We start from the raw sequence: 18,914 nt of genomic DNA on the forward strand, positions 1-18,914 counted from the left end.
ATGGCAGAAAAAGCGCAAAAGCTTCAGGCATTTGTCTGGGAAGGTAAAGACCGCAAAGGCAATAAAACCAAAGGGGAAGTGTCCGGTTCCAATCTGGCTCTGGTGAAAGCCCAGTTGCGTAAGCAGGGCATCAACCCGGACAAGGTCAAGAAAAAGCCCAAGCCCCTGTTCGGCGGCAGCAAGAAAATCACGCCGTTCGATATCGCCATGTTCACCCGTCAGATGGCGACGATGATGAAGGCAGGGGTTCCACTGGTACAGAGTTTCGACATTGTGACGGACGGGCTGGAAAACCAGGGACTAAAGGAACTTGTTGGCGCTATTCGGAATGACGTTGCCTCGGGTACCAGCTTTGCCGGTGCTCTACGCAGGCACCCCAAGCATTTCGATGATCTTTACTGCAACCTTGTGGATTCTGGTGAGAAAGCCGGTGCACTTGAGCAGATGCTTGATCGCATCGCGACGTATCTTGAGAAAACCGAAACGCTGAAGAAGAAAGTCAAAAAGGCAATGACCTACCCGATTGCGGTTATCGTCGTTGCCATCGTAGTTACCGCCATCCTTCTTGTTAAAGTGGTCCCCCAATTTGAAAGCCTATTCCAGGGTTTTGGAGCGGATCTTCCAGCATTCACACAGTTCATCATCAGTATCTCGGAATGGATGCAGCAATGGTGGTTCATCGTGCTCCTGGGAATTGTTGGTTTCATCTTCCTGTTCAAGGAGGCCATACGACGATCGCAGAAATTCTCGGATCTGGTTGATAAATATCTGCTCAAGCTGCCAGTAGTTGGGGAGATTCTCGATAAATCCGCAGTGGCCAAATTTGGCCGAGTACTTTCGACCACCTTCGCTGCGGGCGTGCCTCTAGTTGATGCGCTCGAATCGGTATCCGGTGCGACGGGTAATGCCATATACCGAGACGCTGTCAGCAAGATAAAAGATGAGGTTTCCAGCGGCACGCAATTGCAGGCGGCGATGAAGCAAACCGACGTTTTCCCGGTCATGGCCGTACAGCTCACCGCCATCGGCGAAGAGTCCGGTAACCTGGACGAAATGCTGGAAAAGGTCGCAGACCACTACGAGGGAGTGGTTGATGATATGGTCGACAACCTGACTGCCCTGATGGAACCGATGATTATGGCAGTTCTGGGTGTTCTGGTTGGCGGTCTGATCATTGGTATGTACCTGCCGATCTTCCAGATGGGTCAGGTGGTATAAGCGTCATAAATCAGCTTGTTGTGTCGGATTACGGCTTCGCCTAATCCGACCTACGTTTCTTTCCGCTCCTGGTTTTCGGATATTTCATGCTTATTCTTGAATCTCTGCTGGCCACGCCGTGGCTGCTGTATTTGTCGGTGGTTCTTTTTTCCCTGTGTATTGGCAGTTTCCTGAACGTGGTAATTCTTCGTCTGCCGAAGATGATGCATCAGGACTGGCGTTGCCAGTGTGAGGAATTCCTGGAGCTGCCGGAGGGGCAGCGCAAGCCTGAAACGCCCATTACTCTCGCCTCCCCCGCGTCCACCTGCCCCTCCTGCGATCACAAAATCCGCGCCTGGGAGAATATCCCGGTGGTCAGTTATCTGGTGCTGGGCGGTAAGTGCTCCTCCTGCAAGGCGCGTATTTCGCCCCGTTACCCGATCATCGAGGCGCTGACGGCGATTTTCTCGGTGGTGACCGTTGCCATTCTGGGGCCAACGGAATCCTCGCTCTGGGCGCTGCTGCTGGTGTGGACGCTGGTCGCTCTGACGGTGATTGATTTTGATACCCAACTGCTGCCGGACAGCATGACGTTGCCACTGATGTGGCTGGGGCTGGTGTTGAACTATTTCGGAGTGCTGACGGATTTTCACAGTGCATTCTGGGGTGCGGTGGCAGGTTACTTGTCGCTGTGGTCGGTGTATTGGCTGTTCAAGCTGGTGACTGGCAAGGAAGGCATGGGTCATGGGGATTTCAAGTTGCTGGCCGCCCTGGGGGCCTGGCTGGGCTGGCAGTTGTTGCCGGCGGTGATTTTGTTGTCGTCCGTGGTCGGGGCCGTTGTGGGGATTTGTTTGATCGTATTCCGCAAGCAGGGGCGTGAGGTGCCGATTCCATTTGGGCCGTATTTGGCGGCGGCCGGGTTGCTTTGTTTGTGGTTTGGTGCGGAAATTCAGAGTTGGTGGTTTGGTTTTTTGGGGGTCTGATGGCGGTTATCGGGTTAACCGGGGGCATTGGCTCTGGCAAATCTACCGTGGCGCGGATGTTTGGGGCGCTGGGGGTGCATTGGGTGGATGCGGATGATGTCGCCCGTGAAGTGGTGGAGCCGGGCACGCCGGCACTGGCCCGGATTGCTGAGCATTTTGGCACGGAGATTCTGCAGGCGGACGGTTCGCTGGACCGCGCCCGGTTGCGCACGATTGTGTTTGAACACCCGGATGAGCGGGCCTGGCTTGAGGGGTTACTGCACCCCGTGATCCGCGAAGAGCTGATGCGCCAGCTGCACCCGGCGGACTATGCCCTGCCCTATGTGTTGCTGGTGTCTCCGCTTCTGCTGGAGACCGACCAACACCAGTTGGCGGAAAAGGTGGTGGTGGTGGATGTGCCGGTGGAGGTCCAACTGGCCCGTACCATGGCCCGTGATGACAATGATCAGGCGCAGGTTGAGCGTATCATTGCCGCCCAGATGCCCCGCGAAAAACGCCTGCAAAAAGCCGATGAAGTGGTCGATAATAATACGATGTTGAGTGACGTGGAACGCCAGGTCAGTGAGCTGCACAAGAAGTTTATGGTGGCCTTTGGGTAACAACCGTCTGGCAGTACCGGCATTGGTCTGTGGTGGACTCCTGGCGGCTACGGCGGCCCATGCCGCTGACCCTGTTTTCATTGTCCGGGAGCCGGACATTCACGATGTGCTCTCCCCCGAATCGCTGCCGCCGGATTTCTATGATTTTTCCCCCGATGACTACTGGCTCGAACCCAGGGATTCCTATTGGCTGCGTTTCAGCAACTGGGTATTGCGCCAGGAGCGCACCCAGGGTTCCCGCGTACAGGCCCTGGGCGAGTGGGCGGACCGCACGTTCTCCGGCGCGGCCACCGGCATGCCCAACAATCAGAGCTACCTGCGGCTGGGTTTTGCGACCGAGTCCGAATACGGGGATCCCGCCCAGTTGGACCCGGAAGCGCGATTTCGCCTGGATATTCCCACTGTGGAGGAAAAACTGCGGCTGGTCATCGAGAGTGAAAGCGATGAACTTATTCCCCTCGCCGAACGGCGTCGCAACCGCCAACTGACCGAGGAAGAACGCTCGGAAACCGAGGCGACCGGCGCCCTGCGTTACCTGTCGGAAGTCGGCGATGCGATCAACCTGAGTAACGATGTGGGTGTGCGCCTGCGCTTCCCCACCGATGCGTTCTGGCGGGTAACGGCCGACAAGCGCTGGCAGCTGGATGACAACTGGCGCCTGAAAGCGGAACAGCGGCTGTACTATTTCCACCAGGACGGCTGGGGCACACGGACCTCCTTCGGGGCCGGACGAAATCTGGGCAACGGCTGGAAATTCCTGTCCGCCAGTGAGATGGAATGGGTGCATGAAGAGCGTAAGTTCGAGATGGCACAAACCTTTAACTTCCACAAACGCCTGAACAACCGCGCTACCCTAAGCCCACGCCTGGGCATTCTGGGCGAAAGCCAACCAAACTGGCGACAAACCTCGATTTTCGCGGATCTGACCTATCGCCACCGGCTGCACAGTGACTGGCTGTACGGCGAGATCATTCCCGCGCTGGAGTTCCCCCGGGACGAGAGTTTCAAGGACCGGGGTTCCCTGGTGTTGCGGATCGAACTGTATTTCTCCGGTACCATTGACCGATCATGACCTACACACCTGAAGACGCATTGACGTTAACGCCCATCGCCCACGCCCGTTCCTGCTTCCGGGACAAATTCGGGGTGCCCCGCCAGCCGGGGCTGACTCGCCATGCTCACGCCGATCTGGTGATTGCCCCGCCCTTCGACCGGGAAGACGCGTTCCGGGGTCTGGAAACCGCAAGCCACCTGTGGCTGACCTTCCAGTTCCATGAGGCGGTGCGGGAGGAGTGGCGGCCGGTGGTGCGCCCTCCCCGCCTTGGGGGAAACCGTAAGATGGGCGTATTCGCCAGCCGCTCGCCGTTCCGCCCCAACAGTCTGGGGCTGTCGGTCGTGCGCAACGAAGGGCTGCGACGGGAAAATGGCCAGCTGATCCTGCAAATCAGCGATCATGATTTGATTGAAGGCACGCCGATCCTGGACATCAAACCCTACCTGCCCTTTGCGGATTCGATACCCGACGCGACCCTGGGCTGGGCGGATTCGCCACCCACGGAGCGCCTGCCGGTGGTGTTCCTGGACGAGGCGGAAGCGCAACTGACGGCACTGCCCACGGAACCCTATCGCGATCTCCGGCGTCTGATTGAGGATGTGGTGAGTTACGACCCCCGGCCATCGTTCCGACGTGGGCGTGAGGAAGACAGGATATATGGCGCTCACCTGTATGATCTGAATGTGCGCTTCCGGTTTATCCATGATCCGTGCGGGGAACGTGTCGAAGTGCTGACTGTCTGTTAAACTCGCATCAGTTGAAAGCGGTTCCCGGTTTATAACTTTATACAAGAAGGGATCGCCAGTTCATTAGTCACAGGGAATACGTGCCTTGCCCTTGATCCGGTTATTCAAACGAATAGGTGTACGGCCACTGGCGGCGAGGCTGCTGGTGTATGTGCTGCTGTTCAGCCTGGTACTGTCCCTGGCAGCTACCGGGCTGCAGATGATCGGTGAGTATGAACGCCGTACCGATGAACTGCGCAGCACCCAGGAAAAGGCAGCCGAGCTGATTTCCGGCAGTATGAGCAACAATATCTGGCTGATGAATTTCAGCGAGGTTGCCAACAGCCTGGATGACATGCGCGCCATGCCGGTGATTCAGCACGCCCGCGTGGTCACCTCCAGCGGTGAGGAGTTCAGTACCGGCACCTACCCCGAGGGCCGGGTGATCTCCCAGTCCTTCCCGCTGATTTTCAATCGTTCATCATTCCGTGGCACCCAGAACCTGGGTACGTTGACGATTACCTCGTCCGCAGAACAGGTACACAACGAACTGGTGGACCGGGCGCTGGTTACCCTCGGGTTCCAGTCGCTGATTGTGTTGCTGGGCACCCTGGGGCTGTTGCTGATCGTCAGGATGATGCTGTCCCGCCATCTGGAAACCATGGCAGACTACGCCACGCGTCTGAATCTGGATGCCCTGATCGAACCGCTGCGCCTGCGCCGCAAGCCCCCCAAACATCCGGATGAACTCAGTGAGGTTGAGCAGGCGCTGAACAAGATGCGGCTGCAGTTGCTGGAAGATACCCGTTCACTGAGACAGACCACCCTGCAATCCCAGGGAGAACGGGACGAGGCCGTTCGCGCCAACCACGCCAAGAACCAGTTCCTGGCCAACGTCAGCCATGAATTGCGCATTCCGCTGCAGTCGGTACTGGGCTACGCCAACCTGCTGACCGACACACCGCTGGACCAGGAACAGCAGGAGTACGTCCAGACCCTGTTGAGCGCCTCCGAGAGCCTGTCGTCGATCATCAATGACCTGCTCGATATCTCCAGCATGGAAGCCGGCAAGCTGGTGCTGGAAGATTTGCCGTTTGATATGCGGGAAACCCTGAACGATCTGGTGCACATGCTTGGCACCCGCGCCCGCGAGAAAGGTCTTGCACTGGAACTGAGGGTGGACGAAAACCTACCCTGGGCGTTGCGCGGTGACCCGGTCCGGGTACGGCAGATTCTGCTGAACCTGACTTCCAACGGTATAAAATTCACCGATTCCGGCCACGTGCTGATCAGCGTGGAAGTGCTTGGTCGCAAGGACAATGTGGTGCGCCTGCGCCTGGCCGTGGAAGATACCGGGGTCGGTATCAACCCCGAGGACATCCCGCTGGTGTACGAACCCTATGTCCAACTGGGCCAGAGTTTCCAGCGCCAGCTTCCCGGGGCCGGCCTGGGGCTGACCATCTGCCGCCAACTGGTCCGGCTGATGGATGGGAACCTGGAAGTGGAAAGCCGCCCCGGGGAAGGCACCACTTTCTGGGCGGAACTGTCACTGCCGGTAGCGCCGGAGAGCGCGACCCGCATCCGCCCGGACACCCGGATGATTCAGGGCCGGCGGATTCTGGTGGTGGATTCCTACGAACTGTCCCGCAAGATTACCCTGGAGATGCTGTCACGCCATGAACTGCATATCGAAGCGGTGAAGTCGGCGGGCGAGGCCCTGACCTCGGTCCGGCTGGCGGCGGACAACCAGCAGCCCTATGACGCCATTGTGCTGGACGGCTTTGTGCCGGATATGGACAGTGACCTGCTGTGCCGGCAGATTCGCAGCAACCCGCATTGGAGCGACACCCGCCTGTTGTTGCTGTCTTCCAACCCGCAGCGGGGGGATGCCGAGCATTTCCGCCAGGCCGGGGCCGATGCATTTCTCAGCAAGTCCCTGCGGGAATCCTGCCTGACTGCGATTCTTCACCAGCTGTTTGCCGACCGCGCCGCGGGCGAGCGCCGCTTCCTTACCCGGTTCTCGCTCCAGACCGTCAGTGACACTTCCCGCCGCAGGGAATTGCCCTGTAGTCGCATGAAAGTGCTGCTGGTAGAGGACAACCCCGTCAACCGCACCCTGACCCGCCGCCTGCTGGAAAAGCTGGGGTGCGATGTAATGACCGCCAATGACGGCGAGGTTGCCGCCACACTCTGGCAATGGCACCCGTTTGACCTGGTGTTCATGGACTGCATCATGCCCCGCGTGGACGGGTTTGAGGCCACCCGGCGTCTGCGCCAGTGGGAGATCGACAACGGCCGCGACCGGGTGCCCGTGGTCGCCCTGACCGCCAGCGCCATGGAAAAAGACGAAGAGCGGTGCCGCGAAGCCGGGATGGATTCCTTTGTTGCCAAGCCTGTCAATATTGAAATGTTGCGTGCAGTACTGGAACAATACTGTAAGGCATCCGCGCCTTCCTGATTCACCGGCTGACGACACCGTAGGTTTCTCTCTAAAATGATGAAAGTAGAATGCCCCAACTGCAAAAAATCCGTCGAATGGAGTGAGAGCAATCCGTTTCGCCCCTTCTGCTGTGAACGCTGCAAGCTGATTGACCTGGGCGCCTGGGCCAATGAGGAATACCGGGTTCCGGCACAGAATGTTTCGCCCGAGGATCTGGATCAACTGGACGAAAATACCCGGCACTGACGCCGGGTTGCAGGCCCATAATCCCGTATTAACAGGCCCTTACCCCGTTTTAAGTTGAGCCGCCCGCAGCGTCCCGTTACCATGCGCTCATCTGAACAATCGTCGGCGCCGGCTGGTTCCGGTACCGGACTCCGTTCATTGACCCATGAAAGGTAGAAGAATGAAAGCAACCCGTATTTCCGTTCTTGCTCTGTCACTGGCCGCGGCTCCTGCTCTGGCATCTGATCTGGACCTGAGCCTGACCAACGATTCCGTCAAGGGCCAGGTGAACTTCTTCGGCAACACGTCCGATCTGCAACTGGGTACCGGTTACACCTACCACGAAGGTGGTCGCCACATCGGTAACGTGGATTTCCACGCTCAGGGCCAGACCGCTCTGGGCAACCTGCCGACCACCGCTGGTATCGGCCTGCGTGCCATCGGCTGGGATGACGACCACGTCGACGGCGGCGCGGTCGGCCTTGGCGGCTTTGCCACGGTCAACATCCCCGAAGTACCGGGCCTGTCGGTGACCGGTGGCCTGCACTACGCGCCGAGCATCCTGTCTTTCGGTGATTCCGAGGACATGACCAGCTTTGAGCTGCGCGGCAGCTACCGGGTTATCCGTAACGCCGAGGTGTTCGCCGGCTATCGCTACCTGAACACCGACCTGGATGCGCCCCTGCGCGGCGACATCAACCTGGACGAGGGCGTCATGGCCGGTATGAAGATCTTCTTCTGATCCTGCCTGGCACCTGAGTCTGATAGCGGGCGCCCTTCGGGGCGCCCGTTTTCGTTTCGTGCCCTGCCTCACTCTTTGCGTTCACCGCTCTTGCTAGACTGCCGGCTCATGTTCCGATAATGGATTGTCCCAGGCATGGCACTCAGCACACGTTTACCCGCATCCTTTCCCCGTTCCGGCAAACCACGCCTGCTCCCCTGCCTGTCACTGGCGGTGGCCGTTGTAGTGGCCGGTTGCGGCGGCGACAGCGCCGTTGATGAAGCGGGTTCCCGGGGTAACAGCTTTCCTCCGGCGAAGAACCCCCAGAATGACTTCAACCCGGGCAGCACCGGCGATTCCAACAACTCGACCGGTCTGGAGGCCAACGAGGTCCGGGTCACCCTGGAAGTGCCGGCGGCCGTGGCGCCCGATGGGGAACTGACCCGCCGCAACCTGCGGATCGTGGCCCCGGACCGGGTCGACGTCTACCGCACCGACCAGAGCCTGCGCAACCTCGGCTCTGTTGACGTCAGCCGCCGGACCGAAGACAGTGGCCGGGAAGTCATCGCCTTCAGCAATGGCCTGCCCCTGGGGCCCGATGTGGTGATTGAGGCAGTCTATGGCAACATCCGGATGCGCGCCTTGGCGGCGGATGCGGACCGCGATGTAAAGATCAACCCCTTCTCTGAGTACCTGGTCAGCAACACCATCAGTGGGTATTCCCCGGGCCAGTTCAGTCAGATCATGGATTGTGTCAACGATGCCTCTGGTGAGCTGTGTCTGAACAAGTATGTGTGGTCCACCCTGGCGGACCAGGTTCACGATTTCGAGATCGATATTCCCGATCAGGCCGATCTTGGAGACGCGCTCGATCACCTCGACAACCGGGGCGACTTCGCCCGTTATGTGGAGGAGATGGCCCGCTACGCGCTTCTGGACGAAGAGTCCTCTGGCAAGATCAGCGCCAGCTCCGCAGACTACAACACCGTGTTCCTCGGGATTGAACTGGGGCAGACCTTCCGCGAGTCCAGCCTGGCCGGTTCCGGACAATGGGGGGTACGTACCGCCCAGGAAGAGAGTGTGACCGACAGCAACGGCGGCACCGGCTACGTCTACCCGGCCCTGACCCTGACCAGCTTTGACGCGTTCAATATTCGCGTTACTTCCCTGGCCTCGGATGTGCCCTACGACCGTGAAGCCCTGATTCATCAGGCAGGCAACGGGTTTTATCCTCGGGGAGCGGACCACTGGGATCTCAATACCCACGCATCCTCGCCGGGCGCCGCCACGCTGCTCGAAGACACCCGGCTGCTTGCCGGCCGGGCGCTTTACCAGAGTGTGACAGGCCGTGGCAGTTCCCAAATCCTCGGCTGGACGCGCAATCCCTACTTTCTGGATGGTTTTGTCAGCACCACAGAAGAGGCCAGCGAAGCGCCTGATCGTATGCTGGCCGGGTATTTCAGCGCCGGCAAGGCCATCGAACTGGAAGCGACCGCAGACACCTTGCAACGCAAGTCGGTGCAGGAAGACCACTACCTGTCCGTACTGGAAATGAACCTGTTGCGGGAGGAAGGCTTCAGCCTGAGTGAGCTCAATGGCCGTCAATACAACGTGGTCTTCCTGGCAACCCGGTTTGCGGATGGCGCCGAGCCGCTGGCAATTGAGTCCGGGGTGGGTGACTGGACCATCAGCGGGGAGGATATCGCTCAGGTGATGGCCACCACGTCCATCGGTCGAGACGGCGGTTCCGGCGCCGTCACCGGGCCTGTGGCGGGCAACCGGGACGCCAGCTGGACGATCAGTTCCCGCCCCTCGCGACTCAGTGTGGGTGACCGGGAGATTGGCCGCCTCAATCTGGATATCAGCAATCCGTCCGGGCAATTTGCCACGCCGGATCTGGGCATTGGCGCCAGCACCCCTGACGGCTCCCTGCTGGCGTTCAACCTGGACAACGCCGACACCGGTGACGGCCTGCTCCTCGCCGCCGAGCAGACCACCACGTTTCCCCAGAGCGGTCGCTACCGCCTGCAGGGATTCGCCATGGGCCTGGCGGAGAGTGAGAACCGCCTGCGCCATTTCGACAACGCGGTGTTGACCCTCGATTCGAACACTCAGGCGACGCTGGACAGACGCACCCTTGATGTCGTGCATTCGGTGGATGCGGAGAGTGTCTCCGGGCCTGCACCTCTCGACGGCGGCGAGTTGTCTCTGGCTTACTCCCAGGGCGCCAACGGTGAGGTGGCTTTCGTGGCGGGGGATCTGACCTTGACCGGTTTCGTGACGGCTGGCCAGGACCAGATTTTTTTGCAATTGCAAAACACAGAAGGCGGTGAGCAGCACCTGGGGCTGTTGATTGCAACGCGACTGCCAGAGTGATTGTCGGATTACGCTAGCGCTAACCCGACATGGGTAACCCGGCCAGGATACAGCCACGTATAACCTGTTATAATTCAAGTCATATCGATTGTAACGAGAGGTTTTATGTCTGTAGGTATCCGGGCTATTTCGCTGGTTTTCCCGTTGGTGGTTTTCGCATTCTGGGGCAGTATCCACACACCGGATCCCGACGGCCTGTTTGGTGACGGCAGCGGATCGGATCTCGTTTTGTCTTCCTTGCCCCCACTCCCCACCTGGGCAGGCGATGAGCTGCCGGATTTCACCAGTTACCGCGATACCACGGAACGCAAAGCCGCGTTTTTCTCCTTCCTCTATCCGCGGATTGTGCTGGCCAATTCACGCATTCTGATCGAACGGGATTACCTGGATGCCCTGGCGCAAAAAGACGAACTGAGCAAATCCGAACGCAGCTGGCTGACCGGCCAGGCGAAGCGCCTGCGGGTTGAGGAAGAGCCTACCAGCCCGGAGCTGTTTAATCAGCTGCGCCAACGCCTGGACGTTATCTCCCCTTCCCTCATCCTGGCGCAGGCGGCCAACGAGTCGGCCTGGGGCACCTCGCGCTTTGCCACCAGGGGCAATAACCTGTTCGGCCAGTGGTGTTTCTCGAAAGGCTGTGGCCTGGTGCCCCGGGGACGCGTGGAAGGCGCCACCCACGAAGTGGCCCGGTTTGCCTCCCCCTACCGGTCCATCCGGGGGTATATCCAGAATCTGAACCGTCACCCGACCTACCAGGCCTTGCGTGACGTGCGGCAGACCGCGCGCGATAACGGAAAGCTGGCTTCCGGGATAGCACTGGCCGCAGGCCTGATTGGCTATTCAGAACGGGGCGAGGATTATGTAAAAGAGATTCGTAACATGATCCGGTACAACAACCTTGCGTATTTCGACAGGGCTTTCACCGCTACGGTCGATGGCAGCAATACCAAAAAGCTACAAACCCTGGCTTCTGCCAGCAAAGAACGTGCTCTCCTGCCCAGCGCCGGGGACAATGACGATTCCGGGGACATCCACTGATGCTCGATTTTTTGCCTGCGCCGCTCAAGGGTACCCTGGCGGCCCTGCTGATATTGCTCAACACCCTGATCCTGTATCCGGTGCTGATGGTCGTTTCACTGGTCAAGCTTATTATTCCGCTGACGCCGGTGCGAAAGCTTTGCACCGTGGCGCTGAACAACATTGCGTTTATCTGGATCGGATTCAATAACCGCTTCCTGGATCTGCTTCACCGGATTGACTGGGATGTACGGGGAGCGGACAACCTGAGCCGGGAACACTGGTATTTCGTGACCTGCAATCACCAGAGCTGGGCCGATATCCCGGCCATTCAGTATGTGCTGAATAGCCGTATTCCCCTGCTTAAGTTTTTCCTCAAAAAGGAGCTGATCTGGGTACCGCTGCTGGGCGTCGCCTGGTGGGCGCTGGACTTCCCGTTCATGCATCGCCATACCAAGGAACAGATCGCCAAACGTCCGGAGCTGAAAGGCAAGGATATCGCCGCCACCCAGGCCGCCTGCGAGAAATTCCGCTACACGCCGGTGACCATTTTCAATTTCATGGAAGGCACCCGCCTGACCCCGGCCAAACATGCGGCCCAGAAGTCCCCCTACAAGCATTTGCTGAAGCCCCGCGCGGGCGGCACGGCCTTTGTGCTGGGCGCTATGGGGGAGATGATTCATACCATGCTGGACGTCAGTATTGTTTATCCCGATGGCCGCTCCGGGTTCTGGGATTTCCTCTGCGGCCGCACGCGCCGGATTATCATCGACATTCGCGTTCGGGAGATTCCTGAGCGTTTCCTGGGTATGGACTACGAGGGTAGCCGTGAAACCCGGGTGGATTTCCAGAGGTGGATCAGCGAGATCTGGGCGGAGAAAGACGCCCGCATAGAAGCCCTCAAAGCCCCAGCGCCGCACCCCAGCAAAGAAGTAGGTCAGGTTAGCGAAGCGTAACCCGACACCGGGGCATTTACAGTAAACCAAGCTCCCGCGCGCGGACGATGGCCTGGGTGCGGGATCTGACTTCGAGCTTGGCGTTGATGCGACGGGCGTGGGTTTTTACGGTGTGCAGGGAAATGTGCAACCGGTCGGCTATTTCCTGGTTGGACAGGCCGTTGGCGATTAACTCCAGCACCCCCTGCTCCCTTTCGCTGATGGGTTCCGCCAGAGGTACGGCATTAACCTTGGCCATCGACAGCCCGAAAAGCTGCCCCAGTGAACGGGTAAAATCTCCTTCCGGGAGGTGCGGATAGGCCTTCTCCATAAGCTCGCCCATCTCGGTGTAAAGTTCGGCAAAGAGGCTGATAAAGTGCTCCGGCGCCGCGATATTGACCGCCCGGGTCAACAGTTTTTGGGCAGCCGCCACGCCCTTCTCACGGAACACCAGCAGGCTTTCCAGCAGTATAAGATGCAAATCCACGGCAAACGGCATCACCCGACCGTTGTCCAGACGAATGGAGCGCAGGGTGTCCGCCGCCTTGACGTCATCTCCCCTGGCCAGCTCAATCCTCATTTGCAGCGAATCCAGCAAGCCCGGCATCATCGGAATCAACTCCGGCACACAACCGGTGTCCCGGTAGGGCTGCAGGCGCTCCATGGCGTGGGCGGCGCTTTCAATGTTACCGGACGCCAGCCAGCAGCTCGCTTTCAGCGCCTCCAGCACCGGCACGAAAACGGACTCGTCCACTTCCCAGGCATGCATGGTGCGCTCGGCACGACCAATCCACACGAAGGCATCCTCCAGCCGGCCCTGGGTACGGCAAATCAATACCCGCAAGGCCATGGCCAGCAACAGCCCCAGGTCCCGGGCCTGCTCGGCGTGGCGACTACAGGTCACCAGCAGCCGATCGGCCTCGGCCTGTCGGCCCTGATGCCACAACACCAGCACCAGGTTCAGTTGCAACCTGGTTTCGCCAACCCGTGTCGGGCGTGCGGTTTCATTCATGGCGGTATCAAGACCGGTCCGTAACAGCTGCTCGGCGTGCTTCAGCGCCCCCTTGCCCAGCTCAATGCGGGCATGGGTATAGACCGCCAGAGCTTCCGAGCCGGAATCCCCGGCTTCGCGGGCAAGCCTGGCGGTTGCCCGGTTGGCTTCTCTGGCATCCGCGAATCGCCCGGCTGCGCAAAAAGCGCTGGAACGGACCATCTGAGTCACCAGCTGGCCCTGGGTGGACAGCTTCTCGGCTTCCAGGGCCCGATCGGCAACCTCCAGGGCTTGTTCAACGTAACCCTCGCCTCTCAGGATGAAGGCTTTCAGGGCATCGATCCGGCCGGACAATGCCTCGCGCTCGGCATCCGGAAGGCCATCAAGCAGGGCCCTGGCCTGGGAGAACTGGCCCCCAATAGCGTGAACCCAGCTGTACACCAACTGCAGCCGTGCGCTGTGTTCCAGCAGACCGAGCGGCAGTGAGCGGCGCAAACGCAATAGCGAGGCGGTATCCTGGCCAATCAGCAGGGCCTCGGAACCCTCGGAAGCGATCCTGATGGCTTCATCAGCGTTTTCCGACAGCAAGGCGTATCGCAGGGCTTCCGGAAGCTGGTGATGCTGACAGAACCAGCGACTGGCCGCTAGCGCGCGATCCGTGGCGCCATCAAGAGCGGAACTTCTCAGCCACTCATGAAAAAGCGGATTAAGGCGGAACCATCGCCCCCGTCCGGGGAGCGGACGCAGGGGCAGGCCGGCCTCCGCCGCCACGGACGGTCGGAACCCGGTGTCACAGGCCCGATCCGTCAGGCTGCCAAACAGGTCGTCGGAGACAATATCCATTTCGGCCATGATCCGCAGGGCCCGCTGCTGGGGCGGAGTCAGGCGGGCAAGCACGGAATCCCGCAGGAAACGTTCAACGCTGACCGTTTCCTGGATCGGCAACCGGGATTCGGCCAATGCGGCCAGCTCCCGCTGGTACAGTGCCAGCGGGGTAATCCAGCCTTCCGTCAGGGAATACAGGTGGTCAATCGCGACGGTGGTGAGCTGGCTGTTAGCCTGCGCCGAGGCATAAAACTCAAAGGTTTCCTGCCGGGTCAGCTCCAGCGTTTCGGGACCAATTCGTGTAAAGCGCCCTTCCAGTTCCGATTTGTGAGTTTCAAACGGCAGGGGTTTGCGGGAAACCAGGGCCAGGGCCAGACCGTTGGGCAGCTCGGTAATCAGCTGCTCCAGCAACGCAATCAGCATCGGGTGGGTGGCGGAGGCCAGGTTGTCCAGCACCAGCACGGCCTTGCGCTCGGGCCGTTGCCAGTAGTCCTGGGCCAGCAGCAATGACAGTGCCTCACTGTGATTTGCGGTGGCGTGGGCCAGGGTGCTGTCCTGGGCAGTCTGGGGGTTGAGCGCAATGCCCAGCAGCATCATCAGCCGGGCGGGATCATTATCCTGCGTGGTGAGGGATATCCACTTGATAGCTTCCTGCGGTCGGTCTGCCTCATGCAGCGCCGACAGCAACGCGTGGGACTTGCCATAGCCACAAGGCGCTTCCAGATAGAGCACGCGCCCGGGCTCCAGTGACGCCTGGATTCGCCCGGTTAACACAGGTCGCTTCAGATCACCGGAAGGTGGTGACGGAATACGGACCCGTTGTCGCAAAAGATCTCTGACCAGCTCGCCCCGATGCGCGCCAGACGAAACCGACTGGAACTCATCATTGGCGGCACTGCCATCATCAAATGGTTTCACACTTCGCCCCGCTCAAGTCCGGCTCACGGGCAACCGCGAGTTGCACTGACGTGCCTCCGGAATATGCAATGTTTGCACAATGTATCTGGGTACCATCATCGGGTACGCCTTTAGTATGAGAGAGAGGTTAAACCAAATGCCGGGCGGGCTGCAAAACTTTGACGTAGCAGTGTGTAAAATGGCGGCGAATTTTCAACATTTTCGCAAAAAAAGTCCGGACATAAAAAAACGGCGGGCCCGAAAGCCCGCCGTTTTTGTCTTACGGATAGACGCGCGCGTTATCGTACGCCAGCCCGACGCAGAGCTGCCGGAGTGTACTCACGGGAGCTACGCTCCACACCGAAGGTGTAGGGGTCGTTTTCCTCATTGGTCAGACCAAGGGCCAGGTAACGACCGGAGAGCAGATCGTACAGCACCTCGATCGCGTACCAGGGAACCTGCTGATCGTAAAACTGCATGGCATGGGCTTCAGCAACACGCCACAGTTCGCCACGACCGTCGTAGTGGTCAATCACACTGGCCTGCCAGGAGTCTTCATCCAGGTAGAAATCCCGCTGGGCGTAGATGTGACGCTCACCATCTTTCAGGGTCGCGCGAACATGCCACACACGATGGAGTTCATAGCGGGTCAGGTCCTGATTGATATGCCCGGCCTTGATGATTTCATCGTAGTTCAGGTCACGATCAACCAATTCGTAGGAGTTGTACGGGATGTACATTTCCTTCTTGCCCACCAACTCCCAGTTGTAGCGGTCTGGCGCGCCGTTGAACATGTCGAAGTTATCGGAGGTACGCATACCGTCCGCTGCGGTACCCGGGCCGTCATAGGCCACCTGGGGCGCACGACGAACACGGCGCTGACCGGCGTTGTATACCCAGGCACGACGTGGCTCAGCCACCTGATCCAGGGTTTCGTGGACCAGCAGTACGTTACCCGCCAGACGAGCCGGTGCGGTAATGGCCTGCTTGAAGTAGAACAGGACGTTGGGATCCTGATCCGGCGCGTAGTCCTTCAGGTACGCGCGCCAGGTCAGCTCGTCCTGGAACTTGACCACGCTGAAGTTGCCGTTTTCGGTTGGCGTTACCTGACCCACGTTACGCTGGACAGAGCCGCCACGGTAGCGGGTGATGTGGTTCCAGATGGCTTCAACACCGTTGTTCGGAATCGGGAACGGCGTCGCATCCTGGTAGTTGGCGATGCCGTTGCCATCCTTGATCAGTTCAGCGTTGGTCGCGTTCTTGACGGTTTCATCCATCACTTCCTGAGGATAGGTGGCGGTACGACGCGTCTGGTAGACCGGGATCTTGTAGTCATCGTACTTCTTGATCATCGCCACCTGTCCGGGAGACAGGTTGTCGGAGTACTGATCGACATTGCTCTGATCAATGGTAAACAGCAGCTCGTCGTCCGCGAACGGATCCACGTAGATGCCATCGTCGTTATAGCCGGCAGGCGCTTCCTTGAGGCCGCCGTCCCAGGCCGGAATTTCATCCCCGTTGCCGGCTTTCTCGGCGCCGATGGGCGTCAGGCTGTCACCCAGCTTGGCGGCTTCTTCGGCGGGCACCACACCGTAGGCATTGCCGGCAAACATGGATGCTGCCAGAACGCCGGAGGCCATTAGCTTCTTGTTCAGTTTCATTTAGATTACCTCGTTAAACAAATTCGCACCGGTTCAGAAGGAGTAGGACACACTCGCGCTGACAAAATCACGATCAGTTAACTCGTTATACGGTTTACCGCCGAAAAAGTTCGTATAACCGATATTACCGGTGATCTTGTTCTGGTACACGCCCTCTAGCGAGACACCAATGGCCTTCTGGCCTTCATTAAAGGCGCCACCTGGCTGCGGGCCGTAACCCTCGACGTCATGACTCCAGGCCAACTGCGGTGACAGGTTGATCCCAGCAATCGCGTTCGGGTAGCTCCAGACCAGACGGGTACGATAACCCCAGGAGAAATCCGTCACGAAACCGTCGTTGGTGCAGTAGCTGGTATTGATGTTCAGCGCCGCTCCAGTGGCGCCGGTTCCGTCACAGGCGCCGCCCGGCAGTTCACCGATACCAAAGGTACCTGAACGACCATAACGGGCTTCGTCCTGGTCCGGCAGATCGTGAACGTAGGTTGCACCGAATTCGGTAATCAGCGACAACCGGCTTGCGCCCATGACCTGGTCAAAGAACTTGATCAGGGTGAACTGGGCCTGGGAAACGTTGAAGCGGTCATAACCTTCCACCTCCATGCCCCGCAGATCAACACCGGGGTTCTCCGCTTCACGCTGAACCTGCAACAAACTGGCCGGCTCGCCGGTTTCCGGGTTCACCTGCTGAAGACCGCCGTAGATCAGCTCAAACGCGTTCCACTGGATCGGCATGTTGTCACGGAAAGAGTATTCCGCACCCAACGACCAGCCGCCCGGCGTGGTGGTGTTGATACTGACACCGTAGAGGTTGATGTTCTCCGGGTACTCGATGAAGTAGGACGGGAAACGCTCGCCTTCGCGATCATCGCGCACGGTACCGCTGACGTATGGCAGACGGCTGTTGTACTTGATGTAGTAGAAGCCAAGTTCCGAGTCATTCAGCGCGGGCACGTACCAGCGCAATGCCACACCGAACTGGTCTTTGGAATCTGCTTCCTTGTCACCCAGACGCGGAGCAATGAAGCCCTGGGCGAATGCCTGGGAATCCGGCAGCTGACCCGCGAGAAGTACAGGGCCACAGCCATCGGCAGTGAAATCGTTGGTGGAGAAGAAAGTGCCGCAATCATCGATGCGTACCGGCTCCCAGTCCGCCTGGACAAAGGTTTCAACGGTCACATTCTCTGTTACACCGGCGGACATGTAGAACATCTCCACAGGCAGCAGCGCGTCTTTCAGCTCAGAACCCGGCGCGCGGAAAGCCGGCACATCAATCGGGTTAATGACGTTAATGCCGCCCTGAATAAAGGTACTCTCACCCCAGCTCACCACCTGCTTGCCGTAGCGCAGACTGACCGGCACATTGCCGAAATACCAGTCGGAGAAGACGTAGGCATCCAGGAACTCACCACCCGAGGCGTTATCCTTGGCATCGTCATTGAGCTCACGTTGCTGACCAACATCATCAACGGCACGGTCGCCGTCCTTCAGTTCGAAGTCGTACCAGTAACGGCCCCGGACCAGTGCGCCAACACGATCCAGATAGTCGCCCATTACGTTGTAGTTCAGGAACAGCTCACTGTTGCCCTTGGCCACGTGGGAGACCACATCGCCCTTTTCGAAGTTAAGGTTGCCGTCGTCGTAGTTGTTGGTGGAAGCGCCAACCGTGGTGTTCGCGAATTCAGGTCCGAGGTTACCCTGAGCGATCAGGCGCCGGTCACGTTCCTGGGTGCGCCAGATAGCGCCGTATGACAGCGTGGTGTTGAACTGGGCTTCCACGTCCCCCAGGTAAAACGAATAGGCAGTTGCCTGCCCGGACATACCGGCTGCAACCGCCACGGCCAGCGGCAATTTGGCCCACTGATGCCATTGTTGAGTTTTTCTTGTCATTGGAAGGCTACTCCATTGTTGTTCTGAGTCGCTGCTCTGATTATTGGTGTTCACGATGTTTGGAGGCTTCATGCACAGTGCTCGTGATGCTGGCACTATAGCTAACGCCCTTGGGCGCTTTGATCAGTCAAAAGTATGATTTTGCGGTCACACCCTGTTTTACCGCCGGGTTCCCTCGCACTGAATCACTATAGACAACAATATTGGATGCAACCACCTTGTTTAGATGTCCATTTCCGGGGAAGGAGATAGGCTGAATGAGGTGCAAGCACGGAGGGGCGTTTCTCTCTCCGCGTCCAGCCAAAGGCGTAGGTCGGGTTAGCGTAGCGTAACCCGACAGCGGGTCAGGATGGGGTGTCGGATTACGCTGCGCTAATCCGACCT

The 18,914-nt window shown here is 59.1% G+C and carries 14 protein-coding genes; 11 read left to right on the forward strand and 3 right to left on the reverse strand.

What is annotated here, in order from left to right; translation table 11 throughout:
• The 11 genes from ACJO5Y_RS15235 (at nucleotide 1) to yihG (ending at nucleotide 12,290) form a co-directional block, all read left to right on the forward strand.
• Nucleotides 1–1,218: a type II secretion system F family protein gene (locus tag ACJO5Y_RS15235; protein ID WP_406988371.1), complete on the forward strand. Its 1,218-nt coding sequence runs from the start codon at nucleotides 1–3 to the stop codon at nucleotides 1,216–1,218.
• 86 nt (nucleotides 1,219–1,304) lie between these two features.
• Nucleotides 1,305–2,180, forward strand: a complete 876-nt coding sequence (locus ACJO5Y_RS15240; protein WP_406988373.1) for a prepilin peptidase — start codon at nucleotides 1,305–1,307, stop codon at nucleotides 2,178–2,180.
• Nucleotides 2,180–2,779, forward strand: a complete 600-nt coding sequence (gene coaE / locus ACJO5Y_RS15245) for a dephospho-CoA kinase (RefSeq protein WP_406988374.1) — start codon at nucleotides 2,180–2,182, stop codon at nucleotides 2,777–2,779. Before ACJO5Y_RS15240 ends, coaE begins: the two co-directional genes overlap by 1 nt.
• A complete protein-coding gene (locus ACJO5Y_RS15250; RefSeq protein WP_406988376.1) occupies nucleotides 2,772–3,851 on the forward strand; it encodes a hypothetical protein in 1,080 nt (359 codons plus the stop codon). Before coaE ends, ACJO5Y_RS15250 begins: the two co-directional genes overlap by 8 nt.
• Entirely contained in the window at nucleotides 3,848–4,579 is a 732-nt protein-coding gene (tsaA, locus tag ACJO5Y_RS15255) for a tRNA (N6-threonylcarbamoyladenosine(37)-N6)-methyltransferase TrmO (RefSeq protein WP_406988377.1), read from the forward strand. Before ACJO5Y_RS15250 ends, tsaA begins: the two co-directional genes overlap by 4 nt.
• Before the next feature lie 85 nt (nucleotides 4,580–4,664).
• Complete coding sequence (locus ACJO5Y_RS15260; RefSeq protein WP_406988379.1) at nucleotides 4,665–7,016, forward strand: hybrid sensor histidine kinase/response regulator; 2,352 nt, start codon at nucleotides 4,665–4,667, stop codon at nucleotides 7,014–7,016.
• 39 nt (nucleotides 7,017–7,055) lie between these two features.
• Complete coding sequence (gene yacG / locus ACJO5Y_RS15265; RefSeq protein WP_406988449.1) at nucleotides 7,056–7,244, forward strand: DNA gyrase inhibitor YacG; 189 nt, start codon at nucleotides 7,056–7,058, stop codon at nucleotides 7,242–7,244.
• A 160-nt stretch (nucleotides 7,245–7,404) separates the two neighbouring features.
• Complete coding sequence (locus ACJO5Y_RS15270) at nucleotides 7,405–7,965, forward strand: YfaZ family outer membrane protein (protein WP_406988381.1); 561 nt, start codon at nucleotides 7,405–7,407, stop codon at nucleotides 7,963–7,965.
• Between the two features lie 135 nt (nucleotides 7,966–8,100).
• Nucleotides 8,101–10,320 carry a hypothetical protein gene (locus ACJO5Y_RS15275; protein ID WP_406988382.1) on the forward strand — a complete coding sequence of 740 codons (2,220 nt, stop codon included), beginning with the start codon at nucleotides 8,101–8,103 and terminating at the stop codon, nucleotides 10,318–10,320.
• 105 nt (nucleotides 10,321–10,425) lie between these two features.
• The gene (locus tag ACJO5Y_RS15280) at nucleotides 10,426–11,355 is read left to right on the forward strand and encodes a glucosaminidase domain-containing protein (protein WP_406988384.1); all 930 of its coding nucleotides are present in this window, start codon (nucleotides 10,426–10,428) and stop codon (nucleotides 11,353–11,355) included.
• Nucleotides 11,355–12,290 carry a 1-acylglycerol-3-phosphate O-acyltransferase, YihG family gene (gene yihG, locus ACJO5Y_RS15285; RefSeq protein ID WP_406988386.1) on the forward strand — a complete coding sequence of 312 codons (936 nt, stop codon included), beginning with the start codon at nucleotides 11,355–11,357 and terminating at the stop codon, nucleotides 12,288–12,290. Before ACJO5Y_RS15280 ends, yihG begins: the two co-directional genes overlap by 1 nt.
• A gap of 16 nt (nucleotides 12,291–12,306) precedes the next feature.
• Here yihG and ACJO5Y_RS15290 read toward each other — a convergent pair whose 3' ends face one another.
• The 3 genes from ACJO5Y_RS15290 to ACJO5Y_RS15300 form a co-directional block, all read right to left on the reverse strand.
• Entirely contained in the window at nucleotides 12,307–15,003 is a 2,697-nt protein-coding gene (locus tag ACJO5Y_RS15290; RefSeq protein WP_406988388.1) for a helix-turn-helix transcriptional regulator, read from the reverse strand.
• 278 nt (nucleotides 15,004–15,281) lie between these two features.
• Nucleotides 15,282–16,643 (reverse strand): DUF1329 domain-containing protein, encoded by a 1,362-nt coding sequence (locus ACJO5Y_RS15295; protein WP_406988389.1) that lies wholly within the window; start codon nucleotides 16,641–16,643, stop codon nucleotides 15,282–15,284.
• 33 nt (nucleotides 16,644–16,676) lie between these two features.
• Nucleotides 16,677–18,530, reverse strand: a complete 1,854-nt coding sequence (locus ACJO5Y_RS15300; RefSeq protein WP_406988391.1) for a DUF1302 domain-containing protein — start codon at nucleotides 18,528–18,530, stop codon at nucleotides 16,677–16,679.
• Between the last annotated feature and the right edge of the window lie 384 nt (nucleotides 18,531–18,914).

This window comes from Marinobacter alkalisoli (genome assembly GCF_045449855.1).
In the GTDB taxonomy this organism is placed as follows: Bacteria; Pseudomonadota; Gammaproteobacteria; order Pseudomonadales; family Oleiphilaceae; genus Marinobacter.

Bases quoted from the DNA above. Each gene is read 5' to 3' on its own strand.
- ACJO5Y_RS15270 (WP_406988381.1), top strand. From the start codon at position 7,405: ATGAAAGCAACCCGTATTTCCGTTCTTGCTCTGTCACTGGCCGCGGCT.
- ACJO5Y_RS15300 (WP_406988391.1), bottom strand. From the start codon at position 18,530: ATGACAAGAAAAACTCAACAATGGCATCAGTGGGCCAAATTGCCGCTG.
- ACJO5Y_RS15235 (WP_406988371.1), top strand. From the start codon at position 1: ATGGCAGAAAAAGCGCAAAAGCTTCAGGCATTTGTCTGGGAAGGTAAA.
- ACJO5Y_RS15295 (WP_406988389.1), bottom strand. From the start codon at position 16,643: ATGAAACTGAACAAGAAGCTAATGGCCTCCGGCGTTCTGGCAGCATCC.
- yacG (WP_406988449.1), top strand. From the start codon at position 7,056: ATGAAAGTAGAATGCCCCAACTGCAAAAAATCCGTCGAATGGAGTGAG.
- ACJO5Y_RS15275 (WP_406988382.1), top strand. From the start codon at position 8,101: ATGGCACTCAGCACACGTTTACCCGCATCCTTTCCCCGTTCCGGCAAA.
- ACJO5Y_RS15240 (WP_406988373.1), top strand. From the start codon at position 1,305: ATGCTTATTCTTGAATCTCTGCTGGCCACGCCGTGGCTGCTGTATTTG.
- yihG (WP_406988386.1), top strand. From the start codon at position 11,355: ATGCTCGATTTTTTGCCTGCGCCGCTCAAGGGTACCCTGGCGGCCCTG.
- coaE (WP_406988374.1), top strand. From the start codon at position 2,180: ATGGCGGTTATCGGGTTAACCGGGGGCATTGGCTCTGGCAAATCTACC.
- tsaA (WP_406988377.1), top strand. From the start codon at position 3,848: ATGACCTACACACCTGAAGACGCATTGACGTTAACGCCCATCGCCCAC.
- ACJO5Y_RS15280 (WP_406988384.1), top strand. From the start codon at position 10,426: ATGTCTGTAGGTATCCGGGCTATTTCGCTGGTTTTCCCGTTGGTGGTT.